This window comes from Pseudomonas paraeruginosa (assembly GCF_003025345.2).
Classification (GTDB): Bacteria; Pseudomonadota; Gammaproteobacteria; order Pseudomonadales; family Pseudomonadaceae; genus Pseudomonas; species Pseudomonas paraeruginosa.
Window position 1 is genome coordinate 1280223 of sequence record NZ_CP020560.1, and the last position, 17240, is coordinate 1297462.

13 protein-coding genes are annotated in these 17240 nt (G+C 68.3%); 5 read left to right on the forward strand and 8 right to left on the reverse strand.

Annotated elements, in window-relative coordinates:
* Positions 1–81: 81 nt before the first annotated feature.
* On the forward strand, positions 82–1338 hold the full coding sequence (locus B7D75_RS06250) for an aromatic amino acid transport family protein (protein WP_034081152.1): 1257 nt from the start codon (positions 82–84) through the stop codon (positions 1336–1338).
* A 126-nt stretch (positions 1339–1464) separates the two neighbouring features.
* Entirely contained in the window at positions 1465–2052 is a 588-nt protein-coding gene (locus B7D75_RS06255) for a DUF2239 family protein (RefSeq protein ID WP_034081150.1), read from the forward strand.
* 18 nt (positions 2053–2070) lie between these two features.
* Here B7D75_RS06255 and mltF read toward each other — a convergent pair whose 3' ends face one another.
* Positions 2071–3543, reverse strand: a complete 1473-nt coding sequence (mltF, locus tag B7D75_RS06260) for a membrane-bound lytic murein transglycosylase MltF (protein WP_012074597.1) — start codon at positions 3541–3543, stop codon at positions 2071–2073.
* Between the two features lie 285 nt (positions 3544–3828).
* On the opposite strand from mltF, the gene purL reads away from it, so the two are divergent.
* From purL to B7D75_RS06275, 3 genes are all read left to right on the forward strand, one after another.
* Positions 3829–7725 (forward strand): phosphoribosylformylglycinamidine synthase, encoded by a 3897-nt coding sequence (purL, locus tag B7D75_RS06265; protein WP_107113847.1) that lies wholly within the window; start codon positions 3829–3831, stop codon positions 7723–7725.
* A 6-nt stretch (positions 7726–7731) separates the two neighbouring features.
* A complete protein-coding gene (locus B7D75_RS06270; protein WP_107113848.1) occupies positions 7732–8010 on the forward strand; it encodes a CDGSH iron-sulfur domain-containing protein in 279 nt (92 codons plus the stop codon).
* Positions 8011–8190: 180 nt separating this feature from the next.
* Complete coding sequence (locus B7D75_RS06275; RefSeq protein WP_003156963.1) at positions 8191–8508, forward strand: Nif3-like dinuclear metal center hexameric protein; 318 nt, start codon at positions 8191–8193, stop codon at positions 8506–8508.
* 147 nt (positions 8509–8655) lie between these two features.
* On the opposite strand, the gene nagE is transcribed toward B7D75_RS06275, so the two are convergent.
* The 7 genes from nagE to B7D75_RS06310 form a co-directional block, all read right to left on the reverse strand.
* Positions 8656–10365, reverse strand: a complete 1710-nt coding sequence (gene nagE, locus B7D75_RS06280) for an N-acetylglucosamine-specific PTS transporter subunit IIBC (protein WP_034081148.1) — start codon at positions 10363–10365, stop codon at positions 8656–8658.
* A gap of 23 nt (positions 10366–10388) precedes the next feature.
* Positions 10389–12914: a phosphoenolpyruvate--protein phosphotransferase gene (ptsP, locus tag B7D75_RS06285; RefSeq protein WP_107113849.1), complete on the reverse strand. Its 2526-nt coding sequence runs from the start codon at positions 12912–12914 to the stop codon at positions 10389–10391.
* 16 nt (positions 12915–12930) lie between these two features.
* Positions 12931–13953, reverse strand: coding sequence for an SIS domain-containing protein (locus B7D75_RS06290; protein WP_034081146.1), 1023 nt, complete (start codon positions 13951–13953; stop codon positions 12931–12933).
* Positions 13950–15041: an N-acetylglucosamine-6-phosphate deacetylase gene (gene nagA / locus B7D75_RS06295; RefSeq protein ID WP_034081145.1), complete on the reverse strand. Its 1092-nt coding sequence runs from the start codon at positions 15039–15041 to the stop codon at positions 13950–13952. Before nagA ends, B7D75_RS06290 begins: the two co-directional genes overlap by 4 nt.
* A gap of 16 nt (positions 15042–15057) precedes the next feature.
* The gene (locus B7D75_RS06300; RefSeq protein ID WP_003157727.1) at positions 15058–15801 is read right to left on the reverse strand and encodes a GntR family transcriptional regulator; all 744 of its coding nucleotides are present in this window, start codon (positions 15799–15801) and stop codon (positions 15058–15060) included.
* Between the two features lie 243 nt (positions 15802–16044).
* Entirely contained in the window at positions 16045–16545 is a 501-nt protein-coding gene (locus B7D75_RS06305; RefSeq protein WP_003157726.1) for a L,D-transpeptidase family protein, read from the reverse strand.
* 62 nt (positions 16546–16607) lie between these two features.
* Positions 16608–17162 (reverse strand): NUDIX hydrolase, encoded by a 555-nt coding sequence (locus tag B7D75_RS06310; protein ID WP_107113850.1) that lies wholly within the window; start codon positions 17160–17162, stop codon positions 16608–16610.
* Positions 17163–17240: the final 78 nt, after the last annotated feature.

Here is a 17240-nt window from a genome sequence, read left to right on the forward strand (position 1 = left end):
TTGTCCTCGAAGAAGGCCATCGGTACGGCGGTCCTGGCCGCCTCCCGCACAATGCCAATTCGAAATGCAGGGAGTTTTGTCATGAGTGATACCCGGGTCCAGTCGTATCAGGATCACGCCGGGGCGCAAGCCGTCGATTCCTCGGGGCTGGAGGTCAAGCGCCTGACCTTCCTCGAGGCGGTGGCGATGATCGTCGGAACCAACATCGGCGCAGGCGTGCTGTCCATGGCCTACGCCAGCCGCAAGGCCGGCTTCATGCCGTTGCTGCTGTGGCTGGCGGTGGCCGGCCTGTTCACCACCATTTCCATGCTCTACGTCTCGGAAACCGCGCTGCGCACGCGCACCCACAACCAGTTGAGCGGCCTCGCCCAACGTTATGTCGGTTCCTTCGGCGCCTGGGCGATCTTCCTGTCGGTGGCGGTCAACAGCATCGGCGCGCTGATCGCCTACATGAGCGGCAGCGGCAAGATTCTCAGCGCCTTCTTCGGCATCAGCCCGGCCCTGGGCAGCGTGCTGTTCTTCATTCCGGCCGCCGGCGTGCTGTACCTGGGCCTGAGCGCCATCGGCAAGGGCGAGAAGTTCATCAGCATCGGCATGGTCAGCATGATCCTGATCCTGGTGGCGGCCACCCTGCTCAACGACAACACCGAGTTCGCCCGCCTGCTCGACGGCGACTGGATCTACATGGTCCCGGTATTCAACATCGCGGTGTTCTGCTTCTCCGCCCAGTACATCGTCCCGGAGATGGCCCGCGGCTTCAGCCATGCCCCGGAGCGCCTGCCGAAGGCGGTGGTCACCGGGATGCTGAGCACCTTCGTCCTGCTCAGCGTCGTACCGCTCTCGGTGATCGCCCTCACCGGCCTGGAGAACCAGTCCGAAGTCGCCACCCTGGCCTGGGGCAAGGCGCTCGGCGAATGGGCCTTCTTCACCGCCAACACCTTCGCCCTGTGCGCCATGCTCACTTCCTACTGGGGCCTGGGTGGCAGCTTCCTGACCAATATCTTCGACAAGTTCCACAAGCTTGGCCCGGAGAGCCGGCCGAAGACCCGCCTGCTGGTGCTGGCGATCGTCGCGCTGCCGCCCTTCGTCCTGGCCTACAGCGGGCTGGTCGGTTTCGTCAACGCGCTGTACTTCGCCGGCGCCTTCAGTGGGGTGATCCTGTCGATCATGCCGATCCTGATGCTGCGCTCGGCGCGCCGGAGCGGAGACTTCGAGCCGGCCTGGAAATGCGGCTGGATCGCCCACCCGGCGATCCAGGTGGTGATCGTGATGATCTACCTGGCCAGCGCGGCCTACGCCATCTGCAGCGCCATGAACCTGCTGCCGGCCGGCTGGTAGGTCATCGCCGCCGGAAGAGGCCGCCATTGGGCGGCCTTTTTTCATGGGATTTATTTTATCCGGGTAATATTGTCGTTCTATTTATATCCGGGTATTATTTGGGCGTTTCATCCATGGGAGCCTGTCATGGCCAATGATCCATCCATCCAATCCTTCACTTGCTTCGACGGCACCCGCCGGCTGCTGACGGCGGCGCTGCCGGAGGTCGCGCTGGCCTTGAAGCAAGCGGTCGCCGGCGGTGCTGCCGGGCCGCTGCTGGTGTTCGACAATGCCACCGGCCGCTCCGTCGATCTCGATATCCGCGGTTCCAGCGAGGACCTGCTGGCGCGCCTGGTCGTCGCAGGCGAGCGGCAACCGGCGGAGGAGGCCGCGCCGCGCGGGCGCGGGCGGCCGAAGCTGGGCGTGGTGGCGCGCGAGGTGACCTTGCTGCCGCGCCACTGGGAATGGCTCGCCGCACAACCCGGGGGCGCCTCGGTGGCGCTGCGCAAGCTGGTCGAGGAGGCGCGCCGCAGCCAGTCCGGGCGGGCACGGCAGGCGCAGGAGCGTGCCTATCATTTCATGAGCGCTATGGCCGGCGACCTGCCGGGCTTCGAGGAAGCGACGCGGGCCTTGTTCGCCGGCGATCGCCAGGGCTTTCTCGAACGGATCGGCGGCTGGCCGACCGACGTGCGCGAGCACGCCGCCTGGCTGGCGGGCGAAGAACAGGCGTATTGAGGAAGGGGGCGGCGGAAGCTACAGCTTGCCGTCGCCTTCGTCGTCGTCCGGGCGGGTCTTGTTCACGCCGGGCAGGTGCAACCCGCTCTCGGCGATCTGGCTGCCTTCCATCTGCGGCTGGGTCACCCAGGTAAGGATGTCGTAGTAGCGCCGCACGTTCTGCACGAAGTGCACGGTTTCGCCGCCACGGGCATAGCCGTAGCGGGTCTTGGCGTACCAGCGCTTCTGTGCCAGGCGCGGCAGCATCTTCTTCACGTCCAGCCACTTGTTCGGGTTGAGGCCTTCCTTCTCGGCCATCTTGCGCGCGTCTTCCAGGTGCGCGCCGCCGATGTTGTAGGCGGCCAGGGCGAACCAGCTGCGGTCCGGCTCCCTGATGCTCTCGGGCAGTTCGCTGCGGATCTGCACGAAATACTTGCTGCCGCCCTGGATGCTCTGCTTCGGGTCGAGCCGGTTGGACACCCCCATCGCCTGGGCGGTGCGGTTGGTCAGCATCATCAGGCCGCGCACGCCGGTCTTCGAGGTGGCGCTGGGCTGCCACAGTGACTCCTGGTAGCCGATGGCGGCGAGCAGGCGCCAGTCGGTGTCCAGTTGCTTGCCGCTCTGCTTGAAATGGCTTTCGTAGCGCGGCAGGCGTTGCTGCAGGTGCTGGGCGAAGGTGTAGGCACCGACGTAGCCGAGCACGTCGACGTGCCCGTAATAGCGGTCCTTGAGGCGCTGCAGCAGGCCTTCCTTCTTGGCCTGGTCGAGGAACGCGTTGACTTCGTTCATCAGGCTGTCGTCGTCGCCGCCCGGCAGTGCCCAGGCCAGGCCGCGGGCTTCACCGAAGTCGAAGGCGACCCGGACGTTGGGGAAATACACCTGGTTCATCGCCAGTTCGTTGGAGTCGACCAGGGTCAGGTCGATGTCGCCGACGTCGACCATGCGCAGCAGGTCGACCACCTCGACGGCATCGGACTCGTCGTACTTCAATTCGGGATACTGCTTCTTCAGCTCGGCGAGCTGTGCCGCGTGGCTGCTGCCCTTGAGCACCATGATGCGCTTGCCGACCAGGTCTTCGGGACGGGTCGGGCGCTGCTGGCCGTTGCGGTAGATGACCTGGGGAGTGACGTCGAGGTAGGTGTGCGAGTAGCGCACGCTGGCGTCGTCCTGGCGGCCCGGGGTCAGGCCGGCGGCGGCGAGGGCCGGGCCGCCTGCGCGGGAGAGCTGGGCGTAGAGGTCGTCGAGGTTGTCGGCGGTCTCGATCTTCAGCTCGACGCCCAGGCGCTCGGCGAAGCGCTTGGCCAGTTCGTACTCGAAGCCGGTTTCGCCGTTGCGGTCCTGGAAGTAGGTGGCCGGGCTGTTGCGGGTGACCACGCGCAGCACCCCCTCCTTCTGCACGCGCTCCAGGGCGGTAGGGGCTTTCGCCTCGCTACAGCCCGCAAGCAGCAGAAAGATGCCGGTCGCCAACAGCCAGGCGGCGCAACGTAAGCGGTACGCGGTCAGGGCAAACATCGGCGCAGTATACGCAAAGGCGAGACGGCGCCATATCTCGACAGCCGGAACCTTCTCTGCTAACGCCGGGATACCGTTCGTCCGCCGCTTCGCAGGCCCCGTCGCGGAACGCTGCGGTGTCGCTCTCGAAGTATTTCGAAGCGGGCCGCCACGGATCCGATGGAGCGCCGCGCGATAGCCGTCGGCGCGGGTGCCGCCGACGGCGCTTTACGGTAGAATGCACGGCCTCTGCGGGCCGGCCCGGCCGGCCCCCACACCTTCCCGTCTCCAGAGGCTGTTCCGACAATGCTGATCCTGCGCGGCGCTCCCGCCCTTTCCGCTTTCCGCCACGGCAAACTGCTCGAGCAACTGACCCAGCACGTGCCCGCCGTCACCGGGCTGTACGCTGAGTTCGCGCATTTCGCCGACGTCACCGGCGCGCTCACCGCCGACGAGGAGCAGGTGCTGGCGCGGCTGCTGGAATACGGCCCGAGCGTACCGGTGCAGGAACCCTCCGGCCGGCTGTTCCTGGTGGTGCCGCGCTTCGGCACCATCTCGCCGTGGTCGAGCAAGGCCTCCGACATCGCCCGCAACTGCGGCCTGGCGAAGATCGAGCGACTGGAGCGGGGCATTGCCTATTATGTGCAGGGCGAACTCTCCGAGAGCGACGTCCAGGCGGTCGCCGCACGCCTGCACGACCGCATGACCCAACTGGTGCTGGAGCGCCTGGAAGGCGCCGCCGAGCTGTTCAGCCATGCCCAGCCGCGCCCGCTGACCGCCATCGACGTGCTGGGCGGCGGCCGCGCCGCGCTGGAGAAGGCCAACGTCGAACTGGGCCTGGCGCTGGCCGAGGACGAGATCGACTACCTGCTCAAGAGCTTCGCCGACCTGGGCCGCAATCCCCACGACGTCGAACTGATGATGTTCGCCCAGGCCAACTCCGAGCACTGCCGCCACAAGATCTTCAACGCCAGTTGGGACATCGACGGCCAGGCCCAGGACAAGAGCCTGTTCGGCATGATCAAGAACACCTACGAGATGAACCGCGAAGGCGTGCTGTCCGCGTACAAGGACAACGCCGCGGTCATCGTCGGGCATGTCGCCGGACGCTTCTTCCCCGATCCCGCGACCCGCGAATACGCCGCCAACCGCGAGCCGGTGCAGATCCTGATGAAGGTGGAGACGCACAACCACCCGACCGCCATCGCGCCGTTCCCCGGCGCCTCCACCGGCTCCGGCGGCGAGATCCGCGACGAGGGCGCGACCGGCCGCGGCGCCAAGCCGAAGGCCGGCCTGACCGGCTTCACCGTATCCAACCTGCAGATCCCCGGTTTCGAACAGCCCTGGGAAGTTCCCTACGGCAAGCCCGAGCGCATCGTCACCGCTCTGGACATCATGATCGAAGGCCCGTTGGGCGGCGCGGCGTTCAACAACGAATTCGGCCGTCCGGCGCTGACCGGCTACTTCCGTACCTTCGAGCAGAAGATCGAGACCCCGCGTGGCGAGGAAGTGCGCGGCTATCACAAGCCGATCATGCTCGCCGGCGGCATGGGCAACATCCGCGACGAGCATGTGCAGAAGGGCGAGATCAGCGTCGGCGCCAAGCTCATCGTCCTCGGTGGCCCGGCCATGCTGATCGGCCTGGGCGGCGGCGCCGCCTCGTCGATGGCCACCGGCGCCAGCTCCGCCGACCTCGACTTCGCCTCGGTGCAGCGCGACAACCCGGAAATGGAGCGGCGCTGCCAGGAAGTGATCGACCGCTGCTGGCAGCTCGGCGAGCGCAACCCGATCAGCTTCATCCACGACGTTGGCGCCGGTGGCCTGTCCAACGCCCTGCCGGAACTGATCAACGACGGTGGTCGTGGCGGCCGCTTCGAACTGCGCGCGGTGCCCAACGACGAGCCGGGCATGAGCCCGCTGGAAATCTGGTGCAACGAATCGCAGGAGCGCTACGTGCTGTCGGTGGACGCCGCCGATTTCGAGACCTTCAAGGCCATCTGCGAGCGCGAGCGTTGCCCGTTCGCGGTGGTCGGCGAGGCCATCGAGCAGCGCCAGCTGACCGTCGCCGACAGCCATTTCGGCAACAAGCCGGTGGACATGCCGCTGGAAGTCCTGCTCGGCAAGGCGCCGCGCATGCACCGCGCGGTGACCCGCGAGGCCGAACTGGGTGACGACTTCGACGCCGCCGGGCTGGAACTGCAGGACAGCGTCGAACGCGTCCTGCGCCATCCCGCCGTGGCCAGCAAGAGCTTCCTGATCACCATCGGCGATCGCACCATCACCGGCCTGGTGGCCCGCGACCAGATGGTCGGCCCCTGGCAGGTGCCGGTGGCCGACTGCGCCGTCACCGCGACCAGCTTCGACGTCTATACCGGCGAGGCCATGGCGATGGGCGAGCGCACCCCGCTGGCGCTGCTCGACGCCCCGGCTTCCGGGCGCATGGCCATCGGCGAGACGGTCACCAACCTGGCCGCCGCGCGCATCGCCAAGCTGTCCGACATCAAGCTGTCCGCCAACTGGATGGCCGCCGCCGGCCACCCCGGCGAGGACGCGCGCCTGTACGACACGGTCAAGGCGGTGGGCATGGAACTGTGCCCGGAGCTGGGCATCACCATTCCGGTGGGCAAGGACTCGATGTCCATGAAGACCCGTTGGCAGGACGGCGCCGAAGACAAGAGCGTCACCTCGCCGGTGTCGCTGATCGTCACCGGTTTCGCCCCGGTCGCCGACGTGCGCCAGAGCCTGACCCCGCAACTGCGCCTGGACAAGGGCGAGACCGACCTGATCCTGATCGACCTGGGCCGCGGCAAGAACCGCCTCGGCGGCTCGATCCTGGCCCAGGTCCACGGCAAGCTCGGCCGCGCCGTGCCGGACGTCGACGACGCCGAGGACCTGAAAGCCTTCTTCGCGGTGATCCAGGGCCTGAATGCCGACGGCCACATCCTCGCCTACCACGACCGTTCCGACGGCGGCCTGATCACCAGCGTGCTGGAGATGGCCTTCGCCGGTCACTGCGGCGTCGAGCTGAACCTCGATGCCCTGGCCGATAGCCGCGAGGAATTGGCGGCCGTGCTGTTCAGCGAGGAGCTGGGCGCGGTGATCCAGGTCCGCGAAGGCGCCACCCCGGAAGTCCTCGCGCAGTTCAGCGCCGCCGGCCTCGACGACTGCGTGGCGGTGATCGGCCAGCCGGTGAACGGCTACGAGATCAACCTGAACTACAACGGTGAGACCGTCTACAGCGCCCAGCGCCGCATCCTGCAGCGCATCTGGAGCGAAACCAGCTACCAGATCCAGCGCCTGCGCGACAATGCCGACTGCGCCGAGCAGGAATTCGACGCCTTGCTGGACGAAGACAACCCTGGCCTGTCGACCAAGCTCAGCTTCGACGTCAACCAGGACATCGCCGCGCCCTACATCAGGAAGGGCGTGCGGCCGCAGGTGGCGATCCTTCGCGAGCAGGGCGTCAACGGCCAGGTGGAGATGGCCGCAGCCTTCGATCGCGCCGGCTTCGCCGCGATCGACGTGCACATGAGCGACATCCTCGCCGGCCGGGTCGACCTGGAGGCTTTCAAGGGCCTGGTGGCCTGCGGTGGCTTCTCCTATGGCGACGTGCTCGGCGCCGGCGAGGGCTGGGCCAAGTCGATCCTGTTCAACACCCGCGCCCGCGATGGCTTCCAAGCCTTCTTCGAGCGCAAGGACAGCTTCGCCCTTGGCGTCTGTAACGGCTGCCAGATGATGTCCAACCTGCACGAGCTGATTCCCGGCACCGAGTTCTGGCCGCACTTCGTGCGCAACCGCTCCGAGCAGTTCGAGGCGCGGGTGGCGATGGTCCAGGTACAGGAATCGTCGTCGATCTTCCTACAGGGCATGGCCGGGTCGCGCCTGCCGATCGCCATCGCCCATGGCGAGGGCCATGCGGAATTCGAGTCGGAAGAGGCGCTGCTGGAGGCCGACCTGTCCGGCTGCGTGTCGCTGCGCTTCGTCGACAACCACGGCAAGGTCACCGAAGCCTACCCGGCCAACCCCAACGGCTCGCCGCGCGGCATCACCGGCCTGAGCAGCCGCGACGGCCGGGTCACCATCATGATGCCGCACCCCGAGCGGGTGTTCCGCGCCGTGCAGAACTCCTGGCGTCCGGACGACTGGCAGGAAGACGGCGGCTGGCTGCGCATGTTCCGCAACGCCCGGGTCTGGGTGGACTGATCCGGCATGGCGGGCGATGACGCATCCGACTCGTCGCCCGAGCTTCTTCCCGAGGTTCGCCGGGTCTCCCCCGGCGACACCTTGCGGCTCTGTACCTGCGGGGCTTCGCCTTCGCTTCCCGATTGTCCCGCCGATTGCCGCAACGGCCTGACGCTCCACGCGACTCGCGAGCGCCTGCTGCTGTTGTGCCGTTGCGGGCGCTCCGCCGACCTGCCGTATTGCGACGGCAGCCACGCGCCGTCCGCCAGTGGGCTGACGGGCAAATGGCGGCGGTTCCGCGGCTGAACGCAAATCTGTGATAGCGCGCACGAAGGTGTTGTGACGGGCGAACAAATGTTGCGCTTATCTGTCGTAAAGGCAGCGTCAAATATTCACCATGACAAGGCAGAATGCCATCATTTGGCGCCGGTAGTCGCGCAACCACCGACCGCCCTCGTGCAGCATTCGATTCGTGCGGAGAAAACGATGTACAAGCTGTGTTTCTATGTGCCTGAAAGCCATCTGGATGTCGTCAAGCAAGCGGTGTTCGCCGCGGGTGGCGGGCGCATCGGGGCGTACGACAGTTGCTGCTGGCAGTCCCTTGGCCAGGGCCAGTTCCGCCCCCTGGACGGTAGCCGTCCCTACCTGGGCCAGGTCGGTCAGGTCGAGCACGTGGCGGAGTGGAAGGTGGAGCTGGTGGTGGCCGACGAACTGATCCACGCCAGCGTCAAGGCGCTGAAGGCGGCGCATCCGTACGAGACCCCGGCCTACGAGGTCTGGCGCCTGACCGACATGGTCTTCTGAGCTTTCCTCGGACAAGCAAGAAGGGCGGCCAGTGGCCGCCCTTTTCGTTATCCGCCTCACGGGGAGAGCCCGACCTGGGGCTGTGCGTGGCGCGAATAACCGCTTAGCGGTTATCCGCCGATTGACCGAGGTTCATCCCTCCTGCCGTCAGCGCCGCAGCAGCGGTTGCAGGGCCTGGCTCAGGGCCGCGGCGCGCGGGCCCACCAGGATATGGCAGATACCGCCGGCGAGCGAGCTGATGCCCTGGCCACCTAGGGTCCGCAACTGTTCGCTGGCCAGCTTGCGCTCGTCCGCCACGCTGACCCGCAGGCGGGTCAGGGCGATGCTCTGCACTTCTCGCAGGTTGTCGGCACCGCCCAGGGCGCCGAGCCAGGCCTGGGCTTCCGTGGCGTCGACGGCGGCCTGCGGCGGGGTCTCCTCGGTCGCGCCGGGGTTGTCCCGCGCCTGTTGCACTTCGCCCGGCTGGGTGGCGAACGGCAGGGCGCGGCGGATCTCGTCGGCGATGCTGTCGGCCTGCGGGCCCACCACCACCTGCAGGCTGCCGGCCTTGCCCGGGCGCACCACGGCCATCGCGCCGAGGGCCTTGAGCTGGGCGTCCGAGGCCTTGTCGCGATCCACCAGGCGCAGGCGCAGGCGGGTGGTGCAGGCGTCCACCACTTCGAGGTTGGCCGCGCCACCCAGGGCGCGGATGAACGCCGGGGCGCGCTCGGCCTCGGCGTTGTCGCTCGCCTCGCCGCTCGCGTCATCCTCGCGGCCCGGCGTCTTCAGGTTGAAGCGGCGGATGCAGAAGTCGAACACCAGGTAATAGATGCCGGCGTAGAGCAGGCCCAGCGGCCAGAGCATCCAGCCGTGGGTCGAGCGGCCCCAGCCCAGCGCCAGGTCGATGGCGCCGCCGGAGAAGGTGAAGCCGAGGCGGATATCGAGCAGGTCGGTAAGGGCCATGGACAGGCCGGTGAGCAGCGCGTGCAGCAGGTAGAGCAGCGGCGCGAGGAACATGAAGGCGAACTCCACCGGTTCGGTGACGCCGGTGAGGAAGGCGGTCAGGGCCATCGACAGGAGCAGCCCGCCGATCAGCTTGCGCCGCTCCGGGCGGGCGTTGCGGTACATCGCCAGGCAGGCGGCGGGCAGGCCGAACATCATCACCGGGAACATCCCGGCCATGAACTGGCCGCCCTTCGGATCGCCGGCGAAGTAGCGCGCCAGGTCGCCGGTGACGACGCGCCCGGTTTCCGGGTCGGTGAAGCTGCCGAAGACGAACCACACCAGGTTGTTGAGGATGTGGTGCAGGCCGGTGACGATCAGCAGGCGGTTCAGGACGCCGAAGGCAAAGGCGCCAAGGCTGCCGCTCTCCAGCATCAGCTGGCCGAGGCCATTGATGCCCTGTTGCAGGGGGGGCCAGACCACCCCGAACAGCAGGCCCAGGCACACCGCGCTGATCCCCGTGGCGATCGGCACGAAGCGGCGCCCGCCGAAGAACGCCAGGTATTCGGGCAGCTTCACGTCCTTGAAGCGGTTGTACAGGGCGCCAGCCACCAGGCCGCTGATGATCCCGGAAAGCACACCCATTTCGATGCCCGGATCGATCACCTTGAGCACCGAGATCATCACCAGGTAGCCGATGGCCCCGGCGAGGCCGGCGGTGCCGTTGTTGTCGCGGGCGAAGCCGACCGCGATGCCGATGGCGAAGATCAGCGCCAGGTTGGCGAAGATCGCCTTGCCGGCGTCATGCACCAGTGGAATGTCGAGCAGGTCGACATCGCCCAGGCGCAGCAGCAGGCCGGCGATCGGCAGGATCGCGATCGGCAGCATCAGGGCGCGGCCCAGGCGTTGCAGGCTTTCGATCAGGAACGGGGGCATGGCGGGGTCTCCGGTTGTTCTTGTCAGGCCAGCGGCCAGTGTTGCAGGCAGGCTGCGCGCACCGCCCGGGCGCTGCCCAGCTCCAGCAGCGAGCGGGCCTTGTGCCGGCAGTCGGAGGCGTCGAGCTGGCGCACCCGCGCCTTGATCTCGCCGACCAGGCCCGGTCCCACGGAAAGCTCCTCGACGCCGAGGCCGACCAGCACCGGCGTCGCCAGCGGGTCCGAGGCCAGCGCCCCGCAGACGCCGACCCAGCGTCCGTGACGGGCGGCGCCGGTGCAGGCCTGGTCGATCAGTCGGAGCAGCGCCGGGTGCAGGGCGTCGATGCGGTCGGCGAGGCCGGCATGGCAGCGATCCATGGCCAGGGCGTACTGCGACAGGTCGTTGGTGCCGATCGAGAGGAAGTCGGCGTGCTCGGCCAACTGGTCGGCGAGCAGGGCGGCGGAAGGCACCTCGATCATCACGCCGAGTTCGGGCAGGCGCGCGATGCCCAGTTGCGCGGCCAGTTCGCCGATGCGCTGGCGGATGGCGAGCAGTTCGTCGACCTCGCTGACCATCGGCAGCAGGATCCGGCAGCGCTGCAGCGGTTCGACCCGCAGCAGCGCGCGCAGCTGCTGGTCGAGCAGTTCCGGGCGCGCCTGGCCCAGGCGGATGCCGCGCAGGCCCAGCGCCGGGTTTTCCTCGGCGGGCAGCGGCAGGTAGTCGAGCTGCTTGTCGCCGCCGACATCGATGGTGCGGATGATCGCCTTGCGCTCGCCCATGGCGTCCAGGACCTCCTGGTAGGCGCAGCGCTGCTCCTCTTCGTCGGGCGCGGCGCGGCGCTCGAGGAAGAGGAACTCGGTGCGTAGCAGGCCGACCCCGTCGGCACCGTTGGCGAAGGCTTCGGCGGCCTCCTGCGGCGAGGCGACGTTGGCGCCGACTTCGATGCGCCGGCCGTCGCGGGTCAGCGCCTGGCGCTGGGCCTCGGCCTGCTGGCGCTGGCGTTGCTGCGCGCGGCGCCGGACCTCGGCGGCGACCTGCTGCAGTCGTTCGGGCGTGGGCGCCAGTTCCAGGCGGGCCTGCTCGCCGTCGAGCACGACCGGCCGGCCTTCCTCCAGTCCCAGCAGTGACGGGCCGAGCGCCACCAGGCAGGGCAGGCCCTTGCTGCGGGCGAGGATGGCCACGTGGGAGGTGGCGCCGCCTTCGACCATGCACAGGCCGGCGGCGCCGGCCTCGACCAGCGGGCCGAGGTCGGAGGGGGTGAACTCGTGGGCGACGACGATGGTGCCGGCCGGCACCTGCAGTTGCGCGGCGTCGCCGAGGAGCACGCGCAGCGCGCGTTTCTCCAGGTCGCGCAGGTCGTTGGCGCGTTCGGCGAGAAACGGGTTGCCCAGTGCCTGGAGAATCTCGCACTGCGCCTGGATCGCCCGGTGCCAGGCATGGGCGGCGCCGACCCCCTGGTCGATCAGCATGTCGGCGGCATCCAGCAGCCCCGGGTCCTCCAGCAGCGCCAGATGGGCGGAGAAGATCGCCGCTTCGTTTTCGTCGCCGCGCAGCCTGGCCTGCTGCAGGTTGCCCTGGACGTCGTCGCGCACCCGCTGCAGGGCCTGGTCCAGGGCGATGTGCTGTTCCTCGGGCCGATGCGGGCCGCCGTCGGCGGGCAGGTTGACGGCGCCGAGCCGGGCCAGGGGTCCGCTGGCCAGGCCGGGCGCGGCGCAGACCCCGGCCAGGGTACCGGCGGCCGCGGCCTCGGCTGGCGTGGCTGGTGGCGCATGGCGTGGCGAAGCGTCGGACGCTGTGGCCGGGGCGCCACTGGCGAGCGCCGCGAGCAGCGCGTCGAGTGCCGCCTGGCTGTCGTCGCCGCGGCAGATCACTTCCACTTCGTCCTGTTCGGCGACTCCCAGGCCCATGATCCCGACCAGGCTGTCGACGCTGGCCACCTGGCCGGCGAAATGCAGTTCGGCCTGGCTGGAAAAACCTTGCGCGGTCTTGCGCAACAGCGCCGCCGGCCGCGCATGCAGGCCGCCGTGGTGGGCGACCCGCGCAAGGCCCCGGGCCTGGGGCGTTTCGCCCGTGGTGGCGGATGCCGCGGCGGGACGCGCTTCGCTCTTTTCCGGACTCAATTGCAGCAACGGCGCGCCGACCTCCACCGGGTTGGTGGTCAGCGGGCGCACCTGGAAACCTTCGCCGTTGCTCAGGATCATCACCGTGATCAGGCTGCGGCTGCCTCGTGCGACACGGTCCAGGTCGAAGCGCAGCAGGGGCTGGCCCTCGATCACCCGCGCGCCTTCCTCGACCAGTGGCTGGAAGCCTTCGCCCTGCAGTTGCACGGTGTCCAGGCCGACGTGCAGCAGCAGCTCGGCGCCGTTGTCGGCGCGCAGGCTGAGGGCGTGGCGGGTCCGCGCGAGGTGGCTGACCACCCCGGCGCAAGGCGCGTGCAGGCAATCGTTCAGTGGGTCGATGGCGATGCCTTCGCCCAGCGTGCCGCTGGAAAACACCGGATCGGGGACTCGGCTGAGCGGCATCACGGGTCCGCTCAGGGGCGCTTTGAGGGCCAGGTTCTTGTTGTTCATGGGCGGGCGCTCGGGTTCAGTGGGTTCGGGTGACTTTGCTCAGGTGTCGTGGCTGGTCGGGGTCCATGCCGCGGGCTTCGGCCAGGCTGGCGGCCATGACGTAGAAGCTCTGGATCGCGAGGATCGGGTCGAGCGCCGGGTGCGCGGCGCGCAGTAGCGGCAGGTCGCGTCCGGCGACGTCGTCGGGGGCCGCGAGCAGGACCCGCGCGCCGCGCTGGCGCATGTCCTCGGCGAGCGCCAGCAGGCCGTCCTGTTCCGGGCCACGGGGGGCGAACAGCAGCAGTGGATAGCGCTCCTCGACCAGCGCCATCGGCCCATGGCGGACCTCGGCGCTGCTGAAGGCTTCGGCCTGGATCGCCGAGGTTTCCTTGAATTTCAGCGCCGCCTCCTGGGCGATGGCGTAGCCGGCGCCGCGACCGATCACCATCAGTCGCTGGCAGTCGCGCAGGACCTCGATGGCGGGCGACCAGTCGAGCCTGGCGGCCTGCTCCAGGCCGGCCGCCAGTGCCTGGCCGGCGTCCAGCAGGGCGGCATCGCGCTGCCAGTGGGCGAGCAGGCGGGCGCTGGCGGCGAGGGTGGCGATGAAGCTCTTGGTCGCGGCGACGCTGCGTTCCACGCCTGCGCCGAGCGGCACGACGAATTCACTGGCGGCTTCCAGCGGCGAGTCCTCGGCGTTCACCAGGGCGACGCTGAGCGCGCCGCGTTCACGGAGGGTGCGCAGGCTGTCCACCAGGTCGGGGCTCTGCCCGGATTGCGAGAAGGCGAAGGCGACCTGCCCGGCGACCCGCAGCGGCGAGCGGTTGAGGGTCACCACCGACATCGGCAGCGAGGCCACCGGCAGCCCGGCGTGCTGCATGGCCAGGTAGGCGAAGTAGCTGGCCGCGTGGTCGGAGCTGCCGCGCGCGACGGTCAGCGCCAGGTTCGGGTCCACTTCCCGCAGGCGCTGGCCAAGCGCCGGCAGGCGGGCATCGAGCACGGCCAGTTGGCGGCTCGCCACCGCGGCGGCGGAGAGCGCTTCCTCGAGCATCAGCGAAGTCATTCGAGTTCTCCTTCCACCATCACGGCGTCGAGCTCCAGGGAGCGGTCCAGGCGCACCACGTCGGCCCAGGCGCCGGGCGCCAGGCGGCCACGCTCGGCGAGGCCGAGGTAGTCGGCGGGGAACTGCGCGAGGCGTTGCGAGGCTTCCGCCAGCGGCAGGCCGATCTTCACCAGGTTGCGCAGCGCCTGGTCCATGGTCAGGGTGCTGCCGGCCAGGGTGCCGTCGGGCAGGCGCACGCCGCCCAGGCACTTGGTCACGGTGTGGCTGCCGAGCTTGTACTGGCCGTCGGGCATGCCGGCGGCGGCGGTGGAGTCGGTCACGCAGTACAGGCAGGGGATCGAGCGCAGGGCCACCTTGATCGCGCCGGGGTGCACGTGCAGCAGGTCGGGAATCAGCTCGGCGTAGCGCGCATGGGCCAGGGCCGCGCCGACGATGCCCGGTTCGCGGTGATGCAGGCCGGTCATCGCGTTGTAGAGGTGGGTGAAGCTGCTGGCGCCGGCTTCCAGGGCGGCCACGCCGTCCTCGTAGCTGCCCAGGGTATGGCCGACCTGCAGGCGCACGCCGCGTTCGGCGAGGGCGCGGATCAGTGGCTGGTGGCCGGCGATCTCCGGGGCGATGGTGATCACCCGGATCGGCGCGCGGCGCAGGTAGTCCTCGACCTCCTCGAGCACCGCGGCGTGGGCGAAGTTGGGTTGCGCGCCGAGTTTTCCGGAGTTGATGTAGGGGCCTTCCAGGTGCACGCCGAGCACCCGTGAACCACCGGCCAGCGGCTTCCGGCAATACTCGCCGAGCTGGCTGAGGATGCCGGCAATTTCCTCGTGCGGGGCGGTCATGGTAGTGGCCAGCAGCGAGGTGGTGCCGAAACGCCGGTGGGTACGGGCGATGGTGGCGAAGGCGTCGCCGCCTTCCATGATGTCGCGGCCGCCGCCGCCATGCACGTGCAGGTCGATGAAGCCCGGCAGCAGATAGGGCAGGGAGTTGCCGGCTGGATCGACGGGATCGCCGTCGATCCGCCGGATGCGACCGTCCTGTATGTGCAGACGGCCGAGGACCCAGCCTTGAGGGGTGAGGATGTTGCCTTCGAGCATGGCGGCTCCGTATCGGTCAGCGTCGCAGTTCGGCGACGAAGTCGTAGTAGTCGTTGCGGCAGTAGGTGTCGGTCAGCTCGATCGGGGTGTTGTCCTCGAGGTAGCCGATCCGCGTCATCAGCAGCATCGCGGTGCCCGGCTCGATGCCGACCAGCGCGGCATCGGCGGGCGAGGCGTTGATCGCGCGCACGTGCTGCAGGGCGCGGACCACCGGGCGGCCGATGCTGTCCAGGTATTCGTAGAGGGAGTCGCCGATCGCCGTCGGGTCGCTGAGCAGGCGTGCCGGCAGGGTGCTGTGCTCGATCGCCATCACCGTGCCGTCGGCCTTGCGCAGGCGTTTCAGGCGCGCGACCTTCTCGGTGGGCGACAGGCCGAGGCGGATCAGTTCGTCGTGGGTGGGCAGGGCGATGCCGCGCTCCAGCCAGGTGGAGCCGGGAGTGAAGCCTTTCAGGCGGAGCATCTCGCTGAAGCTGGAGAGGCGCGACAGCGGTTGTTCCAGGCGCGGGGTGATGAAGGTACCCGAGCCCTGGTTGCGACGGATCAGGCCCTGCTCGAAGAGGATTTCGAGAGCCTTGCGCGCGGTGACGCGGGAAATGTTCAGGGTTTCGCTGAGGCTGCGTTCGGAGGGCAGCGCTTCCTCGGCCTTCCACTGTCCGGCATGGATCGCGCTTTCGAGATTGCGCGCCAGTTGCAGATAGAGCGGAGTGGGTTGCGCCTCGTCGGGACGCAGGGCCAGGAGCAGGTCGTGGGCTGTCTTCATGGAAAGGTTCCAGTGCGGATTGCGTTGTTGTCGCCCGGTAATGGCGGAAAAATTAATACCACTTGAATACCACGTCAATGCCAGTTGCACGGAGCGCGCGCGTCAGCCTGCCGTCTCCTCGAGCGAGACGGCCTGGGTACGGGATGCAAGGGCTTGACGGAAAAAAGAAAACGCCGCCGGAAAGGTTCGCGGCGGCGTTCGTGGCGTGGCTGACGGCTGACGAGTGGTATCAGCCTGGTTCTGTCAGGGGCGGATCTCGATCAGCGTGCCGTCCTTCACGACGCTCCAGACTTCGCGCATGTCGGTGTTGTTCATGGCGATGCAGCCATTGGTCCAGTCCAGGGTGGAGAAGTACCACTCCGGGTATTCGTCATCCAGCGGGGTGCCGTGGATCATGATCATGCCGCCGGCCGGCAGGCCCTTTTCCCGGGCCTTGGCCACGTCGCGGGCGTTGGGGTAGGAAATGTGCATGGACAGGTTGTAGTTGTTGCTGGTCTTGCGCCAGTCGATCCAGTAGAAGCCTTCCGGCGTGCGGTTGTCGCCTTCGGCCAGCTTCGGCCCGGTGGGGCGCTTGCCCAGCGAGACGCGATAGCTCTTGAGGACGTTGCCTTTGTTGAGGAGCAGCAGTTTTCGCTCGGACTTGAGCACCAGGACCTTGTCCACCTTGCCGTCCAGCGTCGGCGCGGCATTGGCCTGGGTCAGACTGGCGAAGGTCAAGCACAGCACAGCAAGCAACCAGCGCATGGAAGTGAGATCCCCGATGTTCCCTTGAGCCGCAACGGCGGCGGTGTTCGAGTGTTTGGCGGTCAGTCTTTCTTATGGGAAGCCAGCATAGGCGCGATGGCTTCGTTGCGCACCGGGAAGCATCCTTCGCGGCGATCGCTGAAGTAGCATTCTAAGGTACGGCCGATGGTCGGAAAAGCCAGCTCCGACCAGGGAATCTCCGCTTCGTCGAAAAGCCGCACTTCCAGGCTCTCGTCGCCCGCGGAGAAATCCAGGTCGAGCAGCTCGGCGCGGAAGAACAGGTAGACCTGGCTGATGTGCGGCAGATCGAACAGGGTGTAGAGCTGCAGGTCGCCGATCCGCGCGTTGGCTTCTTCCTCTGTCTCGCGGGCCGCCGCCTGGGCGAGGGTCTCGCCGTTCTCCATGAAGCCGGCCGGGAGCGTCCAGTAGCCCAGGCGCGGCGCGATGGCGCGACGGCAGAGCAGGACCCGGCCGTCCCGCACCGGCAGGCTGCCGGCGACGATCCGCGGATTCTGGTAGTGCACGGTATGGCAGGCGTCGCAGACGTAGCGCAGGCGGTTGTCGCCGTCCGGGATGCGCTCGACCACCGTGGCGCCGCACTGGCTGCAGAATTTCATGCGGGCTTCTTCTTCGGGAAAAGGCCTATCTTGCTCGGCCGGCCCGGGGGCGACAAGGGGCCTGTACGGAAGGGGTGG

Coding starts and splice junctions, on each gene's coding strand:
- B7D75_RS06250 (WP_034081152.1), top strand. CDS start 82: ATGAGTGATACCCGGGTCCAGTCGTATCAGGATCACGCCGGGGCGCAA.
- B7D75_RS06255 (WP_034081150.1), top strand. CDS start 1,465: ATGGCCAATGATCCATCCATCCAATCCTTCACTTGCTTCGACGGCACC.
- mltF (WP_012074597.1), bottom strand. CDS start 3,543: ATGTTTGCCCTGACCGCGTACCGCTTACGTTGCGCCGCCTGGCTGTTG.
- purL (WP_107113847.1), top strand. CDS start 3,829: ATGCTGATCCTGCGCGGCGCTCCCGCCCTTTCCGCTTTCCGCCACGGC.
- B7D75_RS06270 (WP_107113848.1), top strand. CDS start 7,732: ATGGCGGGCGATGACGCATCCGACTCGTCGCCCGAGCTTCTTCCCGAG.
- B7D75_RS06275 (WP_003156963.1), top strand. CDS start 8,191: ATGTACAAGCTGTGTTTCTATGTGCCTGAAAGCCATCTGGATGTCGTC.
- nagE (WP_034081148.1), bottom strand. CDS start 10,365: ATGCCCCCGTTCCTGATCGAAAGCCTGCAACGCCTGGGCCGCGCCCTG.
- ptsP (WP_107113849.1), bottom strand. CDS start 12,914: ATGAACAACAAGAACCTGGCCCTCAAAGCGCCCCTGAGCGGACCCGTG.
- B7D75_RS06290 (WP_034081146.1), bottom strand. CDS start 13,953: ATGACTTCGCTGATGCTCGAGGAAGCGCTCTCCGCCGCCGCGGTGGCG.
- nagA (WP_034081145.1), bottom strand. CDS start 15,041: ATGCTCGAAGGCAACATCCTCACCCCTCAAGGCTGGGTCCTCGGCCGT.
- B7D75_RS06300 (WP_003157727.1), bottom strand. CDS start 15,801: ATGAAGACAGCCCACGACCTGCTCCTGGCCCTGCGTCCCGACGAGGCG.
- B7D75_RS06305 (WP_003157726.1), bottom strand. CDS start 16,545: ATGCGCTGGTTGCTTGCTGTGCTGTGCTTGACCTTCGCCAGTCTGACC.
- B7D75_RS06310 (WP_107113850.1), bottom strand. CDS start 17,162: ATGAAATTCTGCAGCCAGTGCGGCGCCACGGTGGTCGAGCGCATCCCG.